Genomic DNA, 16,278 nt, shown 5'->3' on the forward strand with positions numbered 1-16,278 from the left:
ACCCTTGCGGAATCCGAAAAGTCACTTTTTCGGATTCCCGCTTTTTCGGGGTGCGAGACAGGCGGATCTCTCCGCAGCTTTTCGACGACGAGGAGTCAGATGTCCGACAAGACTGCCCAGGCCGAGCGGCTCCGACAGCGCTTCGCGCTGTACGACACCAACGGGGACGGGCGTATCGAGCGCGGCGACCTGGAGGCGGAGGCCCGGCGCATCGTCGAGGCCTTCGGCGAGCAGGAGAACTCCCCCAAGGCGCAGGCGCTGCTGGATGCGTACCCGAAGATGTGGGACTACATGATGGAGCAGGCCGGCGTCGACGCCGGTGAGGCCCTGACGGTCGAGCAGTTCGTCGAGATCGCCGACGCCCAGATGCTGAGCAAGGGAGCCGTCGGCTTCAGCACCGTGCTCCGGCCCAGCATCCGCGCGATGGTCGACCTGTGCGACATCGACGGCGACGGGCAGGTCGATCCACAGGAGTTCCGGAAGTGGCTCGGGGCCATCGGCGGTGACCAGATCGACGCGGACGCGGCGTTCCGCCAGGTGGACACCGACGGAAACGGGCGGCTGTCCGTCGACGAACTCGTAGCCGCTGTGGGCAAGTACCACGCGGGTGAGCTCGACGCTCCGCTTCTGGGTGTCTGACGCGCGGACCCACGGCAGGGCCCGCTGCGAAGGAGGGTCGCCCGCAGCGGGCCCCCGTTCGCCGACACTGATGAGCCCCGCGGGCGCCAAGGACGGGCTCAGGTCCGCCGAGGCCCGTGGAACCGGCCGACGGGGCGTGTCCGCGGGGCCGGCGCCGGAAACCGGGGGCCTCCTGATGCGCGCCGCACTGGTGCTGCTGTCCCTGGGGCAGGGGGTGCCCGGCGCATGGGCTCTGTTCGCGCCCCGATCGTTCCACGACGCGTTTCCTCTCCCGGCTTTCGCGTGGCTGACCAAATTCCCCCCGTACAACGAACACCTCGTGCGTGACCTCGGTGCTCTGTCACTCGGTCTGACGACGGTCCTGCTGTGGGCCGCTGTTCGTCCCGAGCGGTCTCTGGTGCGGGCGGCGGCCTTCGGGTGCCTCGCCTTCACGGTTCCGCACCTGGTGTTCCACGTGACGCATCTCGGGCGCTTCGAGACCGTGGACGTCGTCGGGCAACTCATCTCCCAGGTCGCCCCGATCGTCGTGGCGGGAATGGTCATTTTTCTGTGTCGGCGAAGTAGTGGTGCCGGCATATGAATACCGCTTTTCTTCTCACTCTTAAGAGTGGGTTGGAGAGGCTGCTTCAGGTAAGTATCTGAAGCGCACGTCCCGAAAAGGAAAACGAAAGGAAGAAGCGTGAGCACTTCCGTACCGGAGCAGCGACTGCGTCGCCGTTTCGACATGTGGGACAAGAACGGCGACGGCACCATCGATCGCAGTGACTGGGAAGGCGAGGCAAAGCGCATTCTGCTCTCGTTCGGGGAAAGCGAGAATTCTCCGAAGGGCCGGGCTCTCACCGACGCCTACCTCGGCATGTGGGATCACCTCGCGGGGCAGGCGGGGGTCGGTGGCGACGGCGCCCTGGACTTCGACAAGTTCAAGGCCGTGGCGGCGGAGGAGGTGCTCGACCGCGGGCAGGACGGCTTCGACCAGGTGCTGCGTCCGACGATCAGTGCGATCGCCGACCTGTGCGACACCGATGGTGACGGCCAGGTCAGCCCTCAGGAATTCCAGCGCTGGATCGTGGCCATCGGCAGTAACGAGACCACGGCGGGCACGGCGTTCAAGCTGATCGACACCGACGGCGACGGTCAGCTGTCCGTCGACGAGCTGATCGCGGCCGTACACCGCTACCACTCCGGCGAGCTGGAGTTCTCCCTGCTCTGACCCGTCCGGACCACCGGTCCCCGCGTCCGGCGCTCCCCGGCCCACGAGGAGCGCCGGCGTGACCCCCTGGCCGGCCGTCCGATCCGCCGCGGCGCCACGAAAGGAACCATGTCCAGCGCATCCCCCGGACCGAGGAACGGCAGGCGCGGCCGGGCGACCGGTACCGCGGACGACCCCTCGGTACAGGTGCCCTTCTTCACCCAGGCCCGGACCTTCGAAGCGCTCTGGCCGGAGATCCGGGCCCGGCTCACCGAAGTCTTCGACGACGGCAAGTTCTCGCACGGCCGTCAGGTCGCCCGGTTCGAGGAGGCACTGGCCCGGTGGACCGGCGCACGCCACGCGGTCGGCGTGAACAGCGGCACCGACGCCCTGGTGCTGTTGCTGCGCGCCTGCGGCCTGCGGCCCGGCGACGAAGTCGTCGTCCCCGCCTTCACGTTCGTGGCCTCGGCCTCCTCCGTCGTACTGGCCGGCGGCCGCCCGGTCTTCGCCGACATCGACCCCGTCACCTACACGATCGACCCCAAGTCCGTGGCCGCCGCCGTCACTCCACGCACCCGCGTGATCATGCCCGTCCACCTGTTCTGCCAGATGGCCGACATGGACGCGCTGCTCGACGTCGCGCACCACCACCGGCTGACCGTGGTGGAGGACAGCGCCGAGGCCGTCGGCATGCGGTGGAACGGCGTCCATGCCGGGCTGCTCGGAGCCGGTGGCGTGCTCTCGTTCTTCCCCACCAAGACTCTGGGGGCCATCGGCGATGCCGGGGCGATCCTCACCGACGACCCCGAACTCGCCGAGACCGCGGCGGCGTTGCGCCACCACGGGCGCTTCGGCCGGACCCTGGCCCACTTCCCGGGCATCAGCAACGAGACCGCCGTCAACGGCGTCAACAGCAAGATGGACGACATCCAGGCGGCCGTCCTCCTCGCCAAACTGACCCGGCTGCACGAGGACATCGCGCGCAGGGCCCGCCTCGCCGCCGCCTACACCGAACGGCTGGCAGGCACGCCCGGCGTCCTCCGGCTGCCCACCGTGGTGCCCCGCACCGCGCGGACCGACCCCGTCTTCTACGTCTACCTCGTCGAGGTCGAGCGGCGCGACGAACTGGCCCGGTACCTGGCCGGGCACGGCGTGGGCACCGAGACGTACTATCCGGCTCCGCTGCACCTCCAGGAGTGCTTCGCCCATCTGGGGTACCGGCGCGGCGACTTCCCCCATGCCGAGAGGGCCTGTGAGCGCACCATCGCCCTCCCGCTCTACCCCGACATGGGCCTCGACGACGTCGACACGGTGTGCGACCTCGTCCGCCGCTTCACGACGAGGAGGCAGGCGTGACGGTTCCCTTCTTTCCTCCGGACCTCTTCGAGGACGACCGAGAGCTGTTCATGGACCTCGTCCACGACATCGGCACCGCACCGGAGCAGAGGTTCCTGCTCGGCGAGCGCACCGCCCGCTTCGAGGAGGCCCTGCGCGACTCGCTCGGCGCCGCCGACGCCGTCGCCTGCTCCAGCGGCACCTCCGCGCTGACCCTCGTCCTGCACGCCATGGGCGTCGGACCCGGCGACGAGGTCGTCGTGCCGGCCTACGGCTGTGCTCCGCTGGCCAATACCGTGGCAGGGCTGGGGGCGACACCGGTGTTCGCGGACATCGACCCGTGGACGATGGTGGCCGATCCGGACGAGGTGGAACGGGCGATCACCGACCGGACCAGGGCGATCATGCCCGCGCACATGTTCTCGGTGATGGCTGACATGCCCCGCATGCGCGAGATCGCCCGGCGTCACGAAGTGCGCCTCGTCGAGGACTCGGCGGTCGCCCAGGGCGGTGTCCTCGACGGCCGCCCCGCCGGGACCTGGGGCGAGGCCGGAGTGTTCTCCTTCGTCCAGGTCAAGACCTTCGGGACAGCCGGCGAGGGCGGCGCCGTCGTCACCATGGATCCCGAACTCGCCCGTACGGTCAGGTCGTTGCGCAACCACGGGCAGAGTGAGCGGTTCGTCTACCCGCGCACCGGCTACAACAGCCGGTTCGACGAAGTGCTCGCCGCCTTCCAGCTTCACCGGCTCCCCCGCCTCCCTGAGCTGCTGGAGCGCCGGGCCCGCATCGCCGACCACTACACCGAACGCTTCACGCCGCTCGGCGAGCGTGGTGTGCTGCCCCCTCCGCCAGGCCGCAACGGCCGCTGCTTCTACGTGTACTCGCTGCTCGTCGAGGAGCGGGACGAACTGCAGCGGTATCTGGCCGACCGGGGCATCGAGAGCCACGTCTACTACCCGCTCCCGCTGCCGCACCAGGCTGCTTTCACCCGGTTCGCACCCGCGGACCGGAGCTGGCCGCACGCGGAGAGCGCCGCCCGACGCCAACTGGCCATCCCGGTCCACCCCCGCCTCACCGACGCCCAGGTGGAGCACATCGCGGACACGGTCTGCGCCTACGCCGGGCTGAGCGGCAGCCGCTGACCGAACACACTCGAAGGAGCGGAGCAGATGACGACCCGCACCGAAGCCGGACCGTTCCCGTCGGGAACGGCACGTCCCGAGAGCAAGCTGCGCAGCTATGCCCGGCTGGGCAAACTCGACGTCTACGACTACTACCCGAGCGTCGCCGTGGCACTGTCCGCGGTGCTGCTGCCCGTCTCCGGTCTGCGACCCACGACCATCGTGACGCTCACCCTGTTCCTCTTCGGCGCGGTCTGCGTCGTCGTGGCGATGGTCGCCCTCGACGACGTGACCGGATATCGCGACGGCAGCGACGCCGCGAACTACGGTCCGGACGACCCGCTGCGCAACAAGCTGCGCAAGCCGCTGGTGGCGGGGACGCTGACCCTGCGCGAAGCGCTCGGTTTCGCGTGGGCCACCGCCGCTGCCGGCGCCGTCCTGTGGGCCGCCGCCGTCGCGATCGCACCGCACCCGCCCACCTGGACCGTGGTGCTGGTCGTGGTCCTGTTCGTGGTCTCCGTCCAGTACTCCTACGGGCTGAAGATCAGCTACCACGGCTTCCAGGAGATCTTCCTCGCCGGGCTGGGCGCGGCCCTGGTGATGGGCGCGTACGGGCTCGCGGCCGGTCACTTCTCCGGGTTCGTGCTGGTGCAAGGGGTGCTCTTCGGTTTCGGACCGCTGCTGTTCGGCGTGTACTCCAACACCAACGACATCCCCGGGGACCGGGCCGTCGGGCGTCGCACCGTGGCGTGCCTGGTGTCACCCAAGGGCAACGCCCTCTTCATCGGGTCGCTCTGCGCGGCGGAGTTCCTGACCGGCGCCGTCGCCTCCGCCACCGGGATCGCCCCGTGGTGGTTCGTGTTCCTGATGCTGCCCGTCACCGCGCTGCGCGTGCGGCAGTTCCTCACCGGCTTCCGCCAGGGGGACATCATGCGGGCCCGCAAGCTCGGGTTCCCCGCACACCGCGCCGGCACCGTGCTGCTGATCACGGCGAACCTGATCGTCGGCGCGGGGGCCACCGGATGAGCCCTGATCTCGACGTGGCCGTGGTCGGCGCGGGCATGGCGGGACTGACCACCGCGCACGAACTGCGGCGCGCGGGCCTCGAGGTACGGGTCTACGAGCAGCACGAGCACGTCGGCGGCAGGATGCGCGGCTTCCGGCACGACGGATACACCATCGACGAGGGTGCCGAACAGATCTCGGAGCAGGGCTACCGCGCGACCTGGGAACTGCTGTCGCGGCTGGGCGTGCCCCGCGGAGACGTGCCACGTATCGGCAAGTCGGTCGGTGTGTGGCGCGGCGGACGGGCCCACCCCGGAGTCGCGGACCCCTCCGCGGTGCTCACCGGTGCCGGGCTCTCGCCCCGGGCCCGGCTCGATCTCGCCCGGATCCTGGCCTGGACGGGTTCGCACCGCCGGGAGTTCGACGCCGACCACCCCGAACGGACCCCGGCCGGACACCTGACGGTCAGGGAGTTCGCGCGCCGGTACCACAGGGACGTGCACGACTACCTGTTGCAGCCGGTCGCCGGAAGCTTCTTCGGCTGGGACACGGCGCGCTCCGCCGTCGCACCGATGCTCAGCCTCCTCCAGGAGGTGGGTCCGGCCACCGGCTGGCGGACGTACCGCGACGGCATGGACCTGCTCGCGCGGCGACTGGCCGAGGGACTCGACGTGGTCACCGGCCGTCAGGTGCACGAGGTCGTCACCGAGGAAGGCCGCGTGCGGCTGCGCGTCGGGAACGACAGCGTCACGGCGCGCTCGGCGGTCCTCTGCGTGCCCGCCCCGGTCGCGGCGCGCCTGCATGTCAACGCCCCCGCCGACGAGTTGTCGTTCCTGTCGGCCTGCACCTTCACCCCCACGCTCAAGGTCAGCTGCCTGCTGGACCGGCCGCTCGCACCCCCGTCCCGCAAGCCCCTGTACGTCCTGCTGACACCGGACGCGGAGGACGACGTGCTCTCCGCGATCATCGTGGACCACGCCAAACACCCGGACCGGGCGCCCGCCGGCAAGGGACTGCTGACCCTGATGGCCGACGCCCGCAGCATCCCCGAACTGCTGACCGCGCCCGAGCGGCAGACGGCCGAGCGGCTCGTGCGGGCGGCCACCCGGTATGTCCCCGGCCTGGAGAAGAGCGCCGGGCGCCACTTCGTGCACGCCTTCACCCATGGCCTGCCGGAGGCCACTCCCGACGCCCTGCGCCGACGCGGGCCGTTCATGGGGCGTGCCGTACGGCCGGTCGAGTACGCCGGGGACTGGGTGATGCTGCGGCCGGCCAGCGAAGGCGCCGTGCGCTCGGGCGCGCTTGCCGCCTCTCGCGTCCTCAGCCGGCTGCGGCCCCCGCGGTCGGCCGGACGGACCCGCCCCGCCTCCCGCCCGACCGAGGAGAACGTCTCGTGAAACCGCACGACATGGGCGTCCTGCTCGACGAGTGCGCCGAGCAACAGCTCGGCACGCGCGTCCACCTGGACCGGCCGTTCGACATCGACGCGGGCGCCCGGACCCACCACACGCTCCCGCAACTCGCCACGCTCGTACGGGAAGCGGCCGGCTGGCTGGCCGCCGCCGGGGCCGGTCCCGGCGACCGGGTGGCGATCGTCAAGGACAACCACTGGGACTACGACCTGCTGGCCTGCGCCGCCGTACGCGTCGGCGCCGTCCCCGCGCAGCTGTCCGCGCACCTGTCCGGGGAGGTGCTGGGCACGCTGCTGGCCAGGCTCGGCCCCGCCCTGCTCGTCACGACGGCACACGTGCTGGAACGCGGCCGGAAGGAGGGCACCGACCTGGCCTCGACCGCTCGGGCCACCCTGGTGCTGGACGGCGCCGTGCCGGGGACGCTGGGCATGGACGACGTACGCGGACACACCGCTCCCGGGCCGCACCGCCGCCACGACGACGAGCCGCTGGTGATCCACCACACGTCGGGCACCACCGGTGTGCCCAAGCTGGTGGTGCACTCCACCCGCACGATCATCGGGAAGCTGGCGCGGTTCGAGAGCGTGCGGTTGCCGCGGATCGGCCTGCGACGCACGGACGTCCTCGCCAACGCGAGCGCCTTCGCCCACGGCAGGACGTTCTGCTGGACGGCGAGCGCGCTGTGCATGGGCCCTGCCGCGATCTCGATCATCACCACGCAGGACCCGAACCTCGCCGACCCCGTGCTGCGCGCCCGTCCGCCGACCGTCCTGGAGGCGCTGCCCGCCTCGTTCGTGCGCTTCCAGCCGCTGACCGAAGGACTGGACAATCCGTTCCGGCGCGTCCGCATGGTCATCAGCACGTACGACGCCGTGCATCCCCCCACCGTCCGTGCCTACCTCGGCGCGAGCCGGCACAAGAGGCCCGTGTGGCTGGAGGGATGGGGGCAGACCGAGACGGGACCGCTGACCTTCCGCTTCCACACCCGGCAATCCGTCCGCCGGGCGTCGGGCGGGGCCGGAACCAGGAACCTCGGACGTCCGGTGCCCGTCAAGACACGGCTGCGGGTGGTCGACCCCGACACCTTCCGGCCCCTGCCGTCGGGGCAGGCGGGTCTGGTGCTGGCCAGGACCGCCGCCTGTGCCCTGGGCTACGTCGGAGAGGAGGAGCGCTGGTCGGCCAAGCGCCACGGTGGCTGGTGGAACACCGGCGACATCGGCGCGCGCAACCGCGACGGCAGCTTCGAGCTCCTCGACCGGGAGGTGGACCGCACCCCGCAGCTCAGCTGCCTGCGCACCGAGGACCTCCTTCAGGCCCGGCTGCCGAACGCCCTGGAGTGCGTCGTCCTCGCAGAGCCCGGCCGGGATCCGCTGCCCGTCGTGGTCACCGCCGACGGCCGTGTGGACCCGGCCCGCTGGAAGGAAGCGGTGCGTGACCTGCCGCCGCTGCGCGAACCGGTCGCCCTCACCTGGGACCAGGTGCCGCGCACCGGCACCGGCAAGGTGCGGCGCCGGGAACTGCTGCACCGCCTGACCGGACGTACCGGCACCTACGGCTCCGGCCGGTGGACCTGACACCGGGACAAGGGGGAGACGACATGCGCGACAGCCAGGGCCGGGCCCCGGGCTACGCCTTCGACAACGACAGCCTGCACAGCGACGAACTGCACCGCTGCCTCACCGAGGCCTACGACGCCATGACCTTCGCACGGCTCGCCGAGACCGGCGTCACCACCGGCTGGCGGTGCCTGGATGTCGGCTCCGGGAGCGGCAGCGTGGCCCGGTGGCTCGCCGAACGCGTCGCCCCCACCGGCGAGGTCACGGCCACCGACGTCAAGCCGCACCACCTCCAGGAAGGGCCGTGCCTGACCGCGGTCGAGCACGACGTGGTGAGCGATCCGCTCCCCGAGGCGGCTTTCGACCTCGTCGTCGCCCGTCTCGTCCTCCAGCACCTGCCCGAGCGGCTCGCCGTCCTCGGCAAACTGGTGCGCGCCCTCAAGCCCGGAGGGTGGCTGCACATCGAGGAGTTCGACGCCTCCTACGAACCGCCTCTGCTCACCCCGGACGAGGCCTCCGCGCGGCTCTACACGGCCTTCCTCGACGCCAAGTGCGCCGTCCTGCGGGCCCGTGGCGGAGACCCCCACTGGGCCCGGAACGCGCCGGCCGCCATGCGCGCCGCGGGGCTCGTCGACATCGACCCGCGACCCCGCATCGAACTGCGCACCCCGGGGTCGCCGGGCCTGCGCATGCAGCTCAACCACACGTACCACCTGCGGGACGAACTCCTGGCCGCGGGCCTGACCGAGGCGCAGCTGACGGACGTACGGGCGCTGATGCGGGACCCGTCGTTCTGCGCCGCGTCCAGCGTCGTCTACTCGGTACACGGCCGGCGCCCGCAGGCGGACGAGACGGACGACGGCCCGCGGCCGCTACCGGAGGACGCCCGATGACGCTCTGCGTGCCGCGCGCCGGAGACCCGGCCACGGCCACGGCGCCGGTGGCCGTCGGGGTCGCGGCACACCTCCTCGACCTGGTGGGCGACCCGGCCACCGCCACCGTCGGCTGGGAGATCGACTGGCAGGGCCCGCTCTCCGTCCCCTTGGCCGATGAGCGGGCCGTCCAGGCGGCCTGCGGGATCATGCACGTCCACGGCCGGGCGGCCGGACGCCCGGCCCCGCTCGCCGTCGACTACGCCTCCACGGTGGCGGGCCTCCTGGCGGCCCAGGGAGTCTGCGCGGCACTCCTCGCGCGGGCCGGCGGCGCCGACGTGACGCAGGTGCGGACGTCGGTCGGTCAGGCCGCGCTGCTGGCCCTCGCCCAGTACCTCGCGGCGGCGACCGCGGACGGCGACGACCCGGCGGAGGGCCTGCCGTCACGCGCCGGCTCGGGGGAGGAGCCCGCGCCTGCCGGCTGCTCCTTCGTCTCCGCCGACGGCGTGCGCTTCGAACTCGAAGCCCTCGACGCCGGGCGATGGCTGGACTTCTGGCGTTTGCTCGGGGCGGACCGGGCCGACACCGGACGCGGATGGCGGTCGTTCCAGCAGCGGTTCGCCACCGCCACCTGCATGCTGCCTCCCGCGCTGTCCGCGACCGTGCGGCAAGCCTCGTTCACGACCGTCCGATCGGCGGCGGACCGGTCGGGCGCCACCGTGCTGCCCGTACGGCAAGATCCCCTCCCACCCACGGTGGCGCCGCCGTGGACCCTTACACCGTTTCCGGAGCCGGGCGGCACCACGACCGCCAGGGCGTGCAGGGCTGCGGCGCCCCTGGCGGGACTGCGGGTCGTCGAGTCGGCACGACGGGTCCAGGGGCCCATGGCCGGCCACGTCCTGCGGCTCCTGGGCGCCGACGTCGTACGGATCGAACCGCCCGGCGGTGACCCGATGCGCGGCATCCCCCCGACGGCGGGCACGACGTCGGCCCGCTTCAGCGCCCTCAACGCCGGCAAAGCCGTCGCGGAGATCGACTTCACCACGGACGCGGGACGGCGGGCCGTCCGCGCACTCGTGTCCGAGGCCGACGTCTTCCTGCACAACTGGGCGCCGGGCAAGGCGGCCCGGCTCGGGCTGGACGCCGAGGACCTGCGTACGGCGCGCCCCGGGCTGGTGTACGCGTGGGCATCCGGCTGGGGCGACGCCCTGGGGCCGCAACCACCCGTGGGGACCGACTACCTGGTCCAGGCGCACAGCGGCCTCGCCGCCGCCGTGCGGCCCGCGGACGAGCCGCCTGCGCCCTCCCTGATGACGCTCACCGACGTCCTCGGCGGACTGACCTGCGCGCAAGGCGTACTGGCGGCACTGCTGGCACGGCGTCGTACCGGAAGGGGCGTTCGCGTGGACTCCTCCCTGTACTCCGCCGCCGCCCTCGTTCCCCGCGGGCGGAGACGGCCCGAAGCGCTGGACCGCCCGCTGCGCACACGGGACGGGTACATCTGGCTCGGACCGCAGGCCCGGGAGCGGCCGGAGCTCCTCGCGCGAGCGCTCGGCCTCGGCGCCTCGGCGGGCGCGGACGCGATCGCCTCCCGCGCCCGGGTGCGGCCCACCGCCGACTGGCTGCCCGGGCTGGCGGCAGCGGGCGTGGCCGCCACGCCGGTGTGCACCAGCCTCGCGGACCTGGCCCGCGACCCACGGTTCGCTCCGGCGCTGACCGTCGGGGAGTACGCGGCACCCCTCGCACCCTGGGAGTTCTCATGAGGGCCGGATGGACATCCAACGCCGGCGTCGAGATCCGTGACCTGGTGCCGGCCTCGGTGCGGCGCGCCTGGTCCGAAGCGGGCCGGTGCCCCGACCGTGACCTGTACACGCTGTTCTCCGGGCACGTACGGCGTCACCCCGGCCGGACCGCCGTCATCGACTCGGCGGGCACAGTGGACTACGCCGAACTCGACGCCCGGGTACGGCACATCGCGGCCCGGCTCGCCGAACGCGGCCTGGGCGAACGGGACATCATCGCCGTACGGATGCCGAACGGGCGCGACGCGGTGGCCGCGGAACTCGCGGTCGCCGCGATCGGAGCGGTGGCACTGCCCTATCCGCCGGGGCCCGGCAGCCGGGGGCCGGCGAGCCTGCTCGCCCGCGCCCGTGCCCGCGCGGTCATCGTCGCCGATTTCTCCGACGCGGTCACACACGCTCACCTCCGCCACCTCGAGACGGTGTTCACCTTCGGGGAAGGCCATCGGACGGCGCAGTCACTCGTGGCGCCGGCGCTGCGGCCCTTCGTTCCGCGCCCCGTCGACCCCGAGGCGCCCGCCCGGATTCTGGTCTCCTCCGGCTCGGAGGCCGAACCCAAGATGGTCGCCTACTCCCACAACGCGATGGCCGGCGGCCGCGCCGCCTACGTACGCGCCCTGCACGCCGGGGACGGCCCGATGCGCAACCTCGTGCTCGTCCCGCTGGCCTCCTCCTTCGGCTCCTGCGGCACATCCGTCACCCTCGCCGCCCTCGGCGGAACGCTGCTGGTGCAGGCGTCCTTCGACCCGGCCGCGGCCCTCCGCATGATCGTCGAGCACCGTCCCACGCACGTCTTCGGCGTGCCCACGATGCTGCACCGCATCGCCGAACAACCCCCCACACCCGGCGAGGACTTCACCGGCCTCCAGGCCGTCGTGTCCAGCGGAGCGGCTCTCCCGGAAGCCACCGCCGAGGCGTGCCGCGCCCGGTTCGGCCGCCGTGTCATCACCGTCTACGGATCGTCCGACGGCGTGAACTGCCACACCGCCGCCACCGGGCTCCGGCCCGAGGCGGGCACCGGACGTCCCGACCCGGCCGTGGCGCGGATCCGCATCACCGACGACACCGGTGCACCCCTGCCGGCCGGACAGCCCGGTGAGATCTGCGCCAGAGGCCCCATGACACCCCTGTGCTACGTCGCCGACCCCGGCCTGGACGCCCGGTACCGCACTGCGACCGGCTGGGTGCGCACCGGTGACCGCGGGTTCCTGGACGAACACGGCAGGCTCCACGTACTGGGCCGCATCAAGCAGATCGTCGTGCGAGGCGGCTACAACATCAGCCCGGCGGAGGTGGAACGCGAACTCGCCGCGCATACCGCCGTGGCCGAGGTGGCCTGCGTCGGTGTGCCCGACCCGGAACTGGGGGAGCGCCTGTGCGCCTGCATCCGAGAGAGGCCGGGCGCGCCCGTGCCCGACCTGAGCGAACTCGCTGTCTTCCTGGAGTCCCAGCGCGGCCTCGAACGCCGCAAGCTCCCCGAACTCCTGCTGCGCGTCGTGGAGATGCCCCTCGGGCCCACCGGAAAGATCTGCCGCAGCACCCTCGCGCTCCTGGCCGCCCGCGCGACCTCCGCCGGCCGCTGACCGCCCACAATCAGGGAGCGACATGAACAGCGTTGCCGTCATCGGACTCGGATACACCGGCCTCCCCCTGGCCCGCGAGGCGTGCCGCGCCGGTATGCGTGTCACAGGGATCGATGAGAACCCGTCCGTCACCGCATCCCTGAACTCGGGCCGCTCACACGTCCCCGACGTCACCGATGCCGACCTCGCCGCCATGCTGGACGACGGTTTCCGGGCCTCCGTCGACGAGAGTCCGCTGGCGGAGGCCTCGGTCGCCGTGATCTGCGTGCCCACACCACTGGACGACACGGGCGGACCCGATCTCTCCCATGTGCGGCGCGCCGCCTCCGCTCTCGGGGACCGTCTGAAACCCGGCACCCTCGTCGTCCTGGAGTCCACGTCCTTCCCGGGCACCACGGACGACGTCGTCCGTGACATCGTGGAGCAGGCCTCCGGACTCAGTGCCGGAACGGACTTCTCCCTCGCCTTCTCACCCGAGCGCATCGACCCGGGCAACCAGACCTTCGGTGTGCGCAACACCCCGCGCGTCGTGGGTGGCTGCACCCGAAGGTGCACGACGGTCGCGGCCGACTTCTTCCGGCGCTTGTGCGACCGAGTCGTGGAGGCAGGCTCCGCACGCGAGGCCGAACTGGCGAAACTCCTGGAGAACACCTACCGCAACGTGAACATCGCCCTGGTCAACGAACTCGCCGTCGCCGCCCGGGCGCTGGGAGTCGATGTGTGGGAGGCTCTGGACTGCGCGCGTACGAAACCATTCGGTTTCCAGGAGTTCCGGCCGGGACCGGGGGTGGGTGGGCACTGCATCCCGGTCGATCCCGTCTATCTCACGCACTGGGCGCGCACCGGCGGGACCCCGCTGCGGCTGGTCGAGCTCTCGCAGGAGGTCAATGCCGGGATGCCGGCGCATGTCGTGCGGCGTGCCGAGCACTTGCTGAAGGAGCGGGGAACCGCCCTGGGGGAGGCGCGGGTGCTGCTCGTCGGAGTGACCTACAAGCGCAACAGCACGGATCTGCGGGCCACCCCGGCCGCCGCGATCGTCCGGCTGATGCGGCAGAGCGGCACCGACGTCACGTATCACGACCCGTTCGTGGACGCCTGGTCGCCGGACGGCGAACCGGTGCAGCGGTCCGTCGACGCACTGGCCGCCGCCAAGGACGCCGACCTCACGATTCTGGTGCAGGACCACGACGCCGTTCCGCTCGACCGGTTGCCCGAGTACGCCCGACTGCTGCTGGACACCCGGGGCCGGCTGCGCGGCACCCGCGCCCATCAGCTCTGACACGGCCCTACAACTCGGGTACCACACACCACTGTTGTGTCATTCCAAGGGTGGAGAGGAGGTACAGCCCGGCGAGGGATCCGCATGCGCGCCCGGTTCCTGAAAGATCCTTCCTGTCCGAACACGCGACCGGAAGGATCGAATCGTGCGCAGACGACGTCTCGCGCCCCTGTTGGCCGTGAGTGTCACGGCGACGCTGGCTCCCGTATTGGCCACCTCGACGGCCACCGCCGCTCCCGCCACCCCGTCGACCGCCTCCTTATCCGCTGCCGAAGGCGGCGCGCTGGACCGGTACGTGAAGCAGAAGCCGCGGTGGAAGCGGTGCGAAGCCGACTCCCCGGCGGAGTTCCAGTGCGCCACGATCAAGGCCCCGCTGGACTACCGGGTTCCCGGGGGCAAGCGGATCGAGTTGGCCATATCCCGGATCAGGAGCACCGCGCCCGGCAAGCGGCACGGTGTCCTGTTCTCCAACCCCGGCGGCCCCGGGGGACAGGGGCTCTACATGCCGCTCGACCTGCAGGAGCTGCTCCCCGAGTCCGCACGGCGGAAGTACGACCTGATCGGCTTCGACCCACGCGGTGTGGGACGGAGCAACCCGGTCTCCTGCGACCTGGAGCCGGAGGAGGAGAACTGGCTGCGGCCGTACAAGGAGGAGACGTTCGCCAAGGACGTCTCCTGGGCACGCGTCGTCGCGGACAAGTGCCGGGACAAGGCGGGCGACACGCTCGCGCACATCACCACGCGCAACACCGCGCGCGACATGGACCTGCTCCGGGCGATCCTCGGTGAGAAGAAGATCTCGTACCTGGGCTACTCGTACGGCACCTACCTGGGCGCCGTTTACACCCAGCTCTTCCCGGGGCGGGCAGACCGGTTCGTGCTGGACAGCGCGGTCGATCCGGCGCGCGCCTGGCGAGGGATGATCCAGTGGTGGGCGGAGGGCGCCGAGCCCGCGTTCGACCGGTGGACCGAGTGGGCCGCCGACCGTTCGGAGAAGTACGGCCTCGGCGGCACCCCGAAGGAGGTCGACCGGACGTTCTGGGACCTGGTCGCGCAGGCCGACGAGAAGCCCATCGAGGTAGACGGGCAGCCGACCACCGGTGATGACATCCGCAGCGGTATGCGCAGGGCGGTCTTCAGCCCGGAGTACGCCACCGAGGTGGTCGTGGAACTGATGAAGGCCGCGACCGGCCGGCCCGCCTCCGCGGAGAAGCTCGCGGCGTTCACTGGGCCCGGGCGGACCGGGACATCACGCGCCGCCGATGCCGCCGAGGTGCCGGCCGACAACATGACGGCGAGCTTCTGGGCCGTGGTCTGCGGCGACAACTCGGCCGCCTGGTCCCGCGATCCCGAGAGCTACCGGCGGGACGCCATCGAGGACAAGGGCCGTTACCCGCTCTACGGTGACTTCGCCTCCAGCATCAAGCCCTGTGCGTTCTGGGACAGGTCCGTGGAACGGGCCACCAAGGTGAACAACAAGGTCGGCTCCCTGGTCGTCCAGAACGAGTGGGACTCGCAGACCCCGCTGCCCAGCGGTCAGGCCCTGCACGCCGACCTGAAGGGCTCGAAGATGGTCACCGTCCTCGGCGGCGAGGGCCATGGCGTCTATCCGAGCGGCAACGCATGCACGGACGGCACGGTCACGACCTACCTGCTCACCGGCAGGCTGCCGGGGAAGGACGTGACCTGTGAGGCGACGGCCGACTCGAACGCGGAGGCACGGAAGAACCAGAAGCAGGACGTGCTGCCAGGATCTCCGCTCCCGGAGCGTGCACCGGACCGTTTCTGAGCCCGGTCGCACGGCCCATCGCCGCATGACCCACGGCCGCATGACCCACGGCCGCACGACCCATTGAAGGCGGGGCGGGGCCTCCTGGCGGGGTCCCCCTCGTGCGACGGTCCGGCCTGTCGCAGGCCGCCGAAGCGCGGCATCGGCGGGCGGGGACGCGGCGCAGGACGTAGCCGGGTGGATACCTCTACCGCGCGATGAGCCGCTGTTCGAGGTCGCGCAGGTCCTTGCGGAGGGAGGAGCGCACCTGGCGGGCCAGGAGCGGCGAGGCCAGCCGGTAGAAGCCGCCTCCGCCGCCCCGGACGCGAATGCGGGCGCACGTGCCCCGGGCGTCCGGCTCGAAGGCGTACGTGACGTGCATGGGCATCGGGCCGGCCACGGAGATCATGTCCAGCAGGTGGGGCGGTTCGTACGCGGCCACCCGCAGGACGTAGTCGATGCGCCGGCCGAGGAAGAAGGCCGTCCGGGTGATCTCGGCGTCCACTCCGAACCCGCCCGCGTCCGCCTCCCGGGTCAGCTCCGCGGTGCGGATGCCCTGCGTCCACTCGGCGTCAGGGCGCCAGTCCATGGCGTACTCGGCCACCTGTTCGGGCGGGAGCGGGATCACGCGCTCCACGGACACGTCGATCGTCATGGCGCTGCCGCCCTTGTCCTCGACTGGCTGGATCCGGGGGTTGCAGCGACAGTGTTAACACATCT

At 71.7% G+C, this 16,278-nt stretch carries 14 protein-coding genes; 13 read left to right on the forward strand and 1 reads right to left on the reverse strand.

What is annotated here, in order from left to right; genetic code table 11:
* The first annotated feature begins 99 nt into the window (after window positions 1-99).
* From MQE23_RS40030 to MQE23_RS40090, 13 genes are all read left to right on the forward strand, one after another.
* On the forward strand, window positions 100-639 hold the full coding sequence (locus tag MQE23_RS40030; protein ID WP_243381719.1) for an EF-hand domain-containing protein: 540 nt from the start codon (window positions 100-102) through the stop codon (window positions 637-639).
* Window positions 640-814: 175 nt separating this feature from the next.
* A complete protein-coding gene (locus MQE23_RS40035) occupies window positions 815-1,219 on the forward strand; it encodes a hypothetical protein (RefSeq protein ID WP_020277130.1) in 405 nt (134 codons plus the stop codon).
* Between the two features lie 99 nt (window positions 1,220-1,318).
* Complete coding sequence (locus tag MQE23_RS40040) at window positions 1,319-1,849, forward strand: EF-hand domain-containing protein (RefSeq protein ID WP_243381721.1); 531 nt, start codon at window positions 1,319-1,321, stop codon at window positions 1,847-1,849.
* A 108-nt stretch (window positions 1,850-1,957) separates the two neighbouring features.
* A complete protein-coding gene (locus MQE23_RS40045; protein WP_243381723.1) occupies window positions 1,958-3,184 on the forward strand; it encodes a DegT/DnrJ/EryC1/StrS family aminotransferase in 1,227 nt (408 codons plus the stop codon).
* Entirely contained in the window at window positions 3,181-4,305 is a 1,125-nt protein-coding gene (locus MQE23_RS40050; protein ID WP_243381724.1) for a DegT/DnrJ/EryC1/StrS family aminotransferase, read from the forward strand. Before MQE23_RS40045 ends, MQE23_RS40050 begins: the two co-directional genes overlap by 4 nt.
* Before the next feature lie 27 nt (window positions 4,306-4,332).
* Window positions 4,333-5,310 carry a UbiA family prenyltransferase gene (locus tag MQE23_RS40055; protein WP_020277134.1) on the forward strand — a complete coding sequence of 326 codons (978 nt, stop codon included), beginning with the start codon at window positions 4,333-4,335 and terminating at the stop codon, window positions 5,308-5,310.
* Window positions 5,307-6,686: an NAD(P)/FAD-dependent oxidoreductase gene (locus tag MQE23_RS40060; RefSeq protein WP_243381726.1), complete on the forward strand. Its 1,380-nt coding sequence runs from the start codon at window positions 5,307-5,309 to the stop codon at window positions 6,684-6,686. The genes MQE23_RS40055 and MQE23_RS40060 overlap by 4 nt, the downstream gene beginning before the upstream one ends.
* A complete protein-coding gene (locus MQE23_RS40065) occupies window positions 6,683-8,275 on the forward strand; it encodes a class I adenylate-forming enzyme family protein (protein ID WP_020277137.1) in 1,593 nt (530 codons plus the stop codon). Before MQE23_RS40060 ends, MQE23_RS40065 begins: the two co-directional genes overlap by 4 nt.
* Before the next feature lie 23 nt (window positions 8,276-8,298).
* Entirely contained in the window at window positions 8,299-9,150 is an 852-nt protein-coding gene (locus MQE23_RS40070; RefSeq protein ID WP_020277138.1) for a methyltransferase domain-containing protein, read from the forward strand.
* Complete coding sequence (locus MQE23_RS40075) at window positions 9,147-10,892, forward strand: CoA transferase (RefSeq protein WP_020277139.1); 1,746 nt, start codon at window positions 9,147-9,149, stop codon at window positions 10,890-10,892. The genes MQE23_RS40070 and MQE23_RS40075 overlap by 4 nt, the downstream gene beginning before the upstream one ends.
* Window positions 10,889-12,511: a class I adenylate-forming enzyme family protein gene (locus tag MQE23_RS40080; protein ID WP_020277140.1), complete on the forward strand. Its 1,623-nt coding sequence runs from the start codon at window positions 10,889-10,891 to the stop codon at window positions 12,509-12,511. Before MQE23_RS40075 ends, MQE23_RS40080 begins: the two co-directional genes overlap by 4 nt.
* Window positions 12,512-12,533: 22 nt before the next feature.
* On the forward strand, window positions 12,534-13,790 hold the full coding sequence (locus MQE23_RS40085; RefSeq protein ID WP_020277141.1) for a nucleotide sugar dehydrogenase: 1,257 nt from the start codon (window positions 12,534-12,536) through the stop codon (window positions 13,788-13,790).
* A gap of 145 nt (window positions 13,791-13,935) precedes the next feature.
* Window positions 13,936-15,579 (forward strand): alpha/beta hydrolase, encoded by a 1,644-nt coding sequence (locus MQE23_RS40090; RefSeq protein ID WP_037673773.1) that lies wholly within the window; start codon window positions 13,936-13,938, stop codon window positions 15,577-15,579.
* 187 nt (window positions 15,580-15,766) lie between these two features.
* Here the strand turns inward: MQE23_RS40090 and MQE23_RS40095 are convergent, their stop codons facing one another.
* Window positions 15,767-16,213 (reverse strand): SRPBCC family protein, encoded by a 447-nt coding sequence (locus MQE23_RS40095; RefSeq protein ID WP_020277143.1) that lies wholly within the window; start codon window positions 16,211-16,213, stop codon window positions 15,767-15,769.
* Between the last annotated feature and the right edge of the window lie 65 nt (window positions 16,214-16,278).

Source organism: Streptomyces sp. HP-A2021, from assembly GCF_022807935.1.
GTDB lineage: Bacteria > Actinomycetota > Actinomycetes > Streptomycetales > Streptomycetaceae > Streptomyces > Streptomyces afghaniensis.

Coding starts and splice junctions, on each gene's coding strand:
- MQE23_RS40055 (WP_020277134.1), top strand. CDS start 4,333: ATGACGACCCGCACCGAAGCCGGACCGTTCCCGTCGGGAACGGCACGT.
- MQE23_RS40030 (WP_243381719.1), top strand. CDS start 100: ATGTCCGACAAGACTGCCCAGGCCGAGCGGCTCCGACAGCGCTTCGCG.
- MQE23_RS40035 (WP_020277130.1), top strand. CDS start 815: ATGCGCGCCGCACTGGTGCTGCTGTCCCTGGGGCAGGGGGTGCCCGGC.
- MQE23_RS40045 (WP_243381723.1), top strand. CDS start 1,958: ATGTCCAGCGCATCCCCCGGACCGAGGAACGGCAGGCGCGGCCGGGCG.
- MQE23_RS40085 (WP_020277141.1), top strand. CDS start 12,534: ATGAACAGCGTTGCCGTCATCGGACTCGGATACACCGGCCTCCCCCTG.
- MQE23_RS40060 (WP_243381726.1), top strand. CDS start 5,307: ATGAGCCCTGATCTCGACGTGGCCGTGGTCGGCGCGGGCATGGCGGGA.
- MQE23_RS40095 (WP_020277143.1), bottom strand. CDS start 16,213: ATGACGATCGACGTGTCCGTGGAGCGCGTGATCCCGCTCCCGCCCGAA.
- MQE23_RS40070 (WP_020277138.1), top strand. CDS start 8,299: ATGCGCGACAGCCAGGGCCGGGCCCCGGGCTACGCCTTCGACAACGAC.
- MQE23_RS40080 (WP_020277140.1), top strand. CDS start 10,889: ATGAGGGCCGGATGGACATCCAACGCCGGCGTCGAGATCCGTGACCTG.
- MQE23_RS40075 (WP_020277139.1), top strand. CDS start 9,147: ATGACGCTCTGCGTGCCGCGCGCCGGAGACCCGGCCACGGCCACGGCG.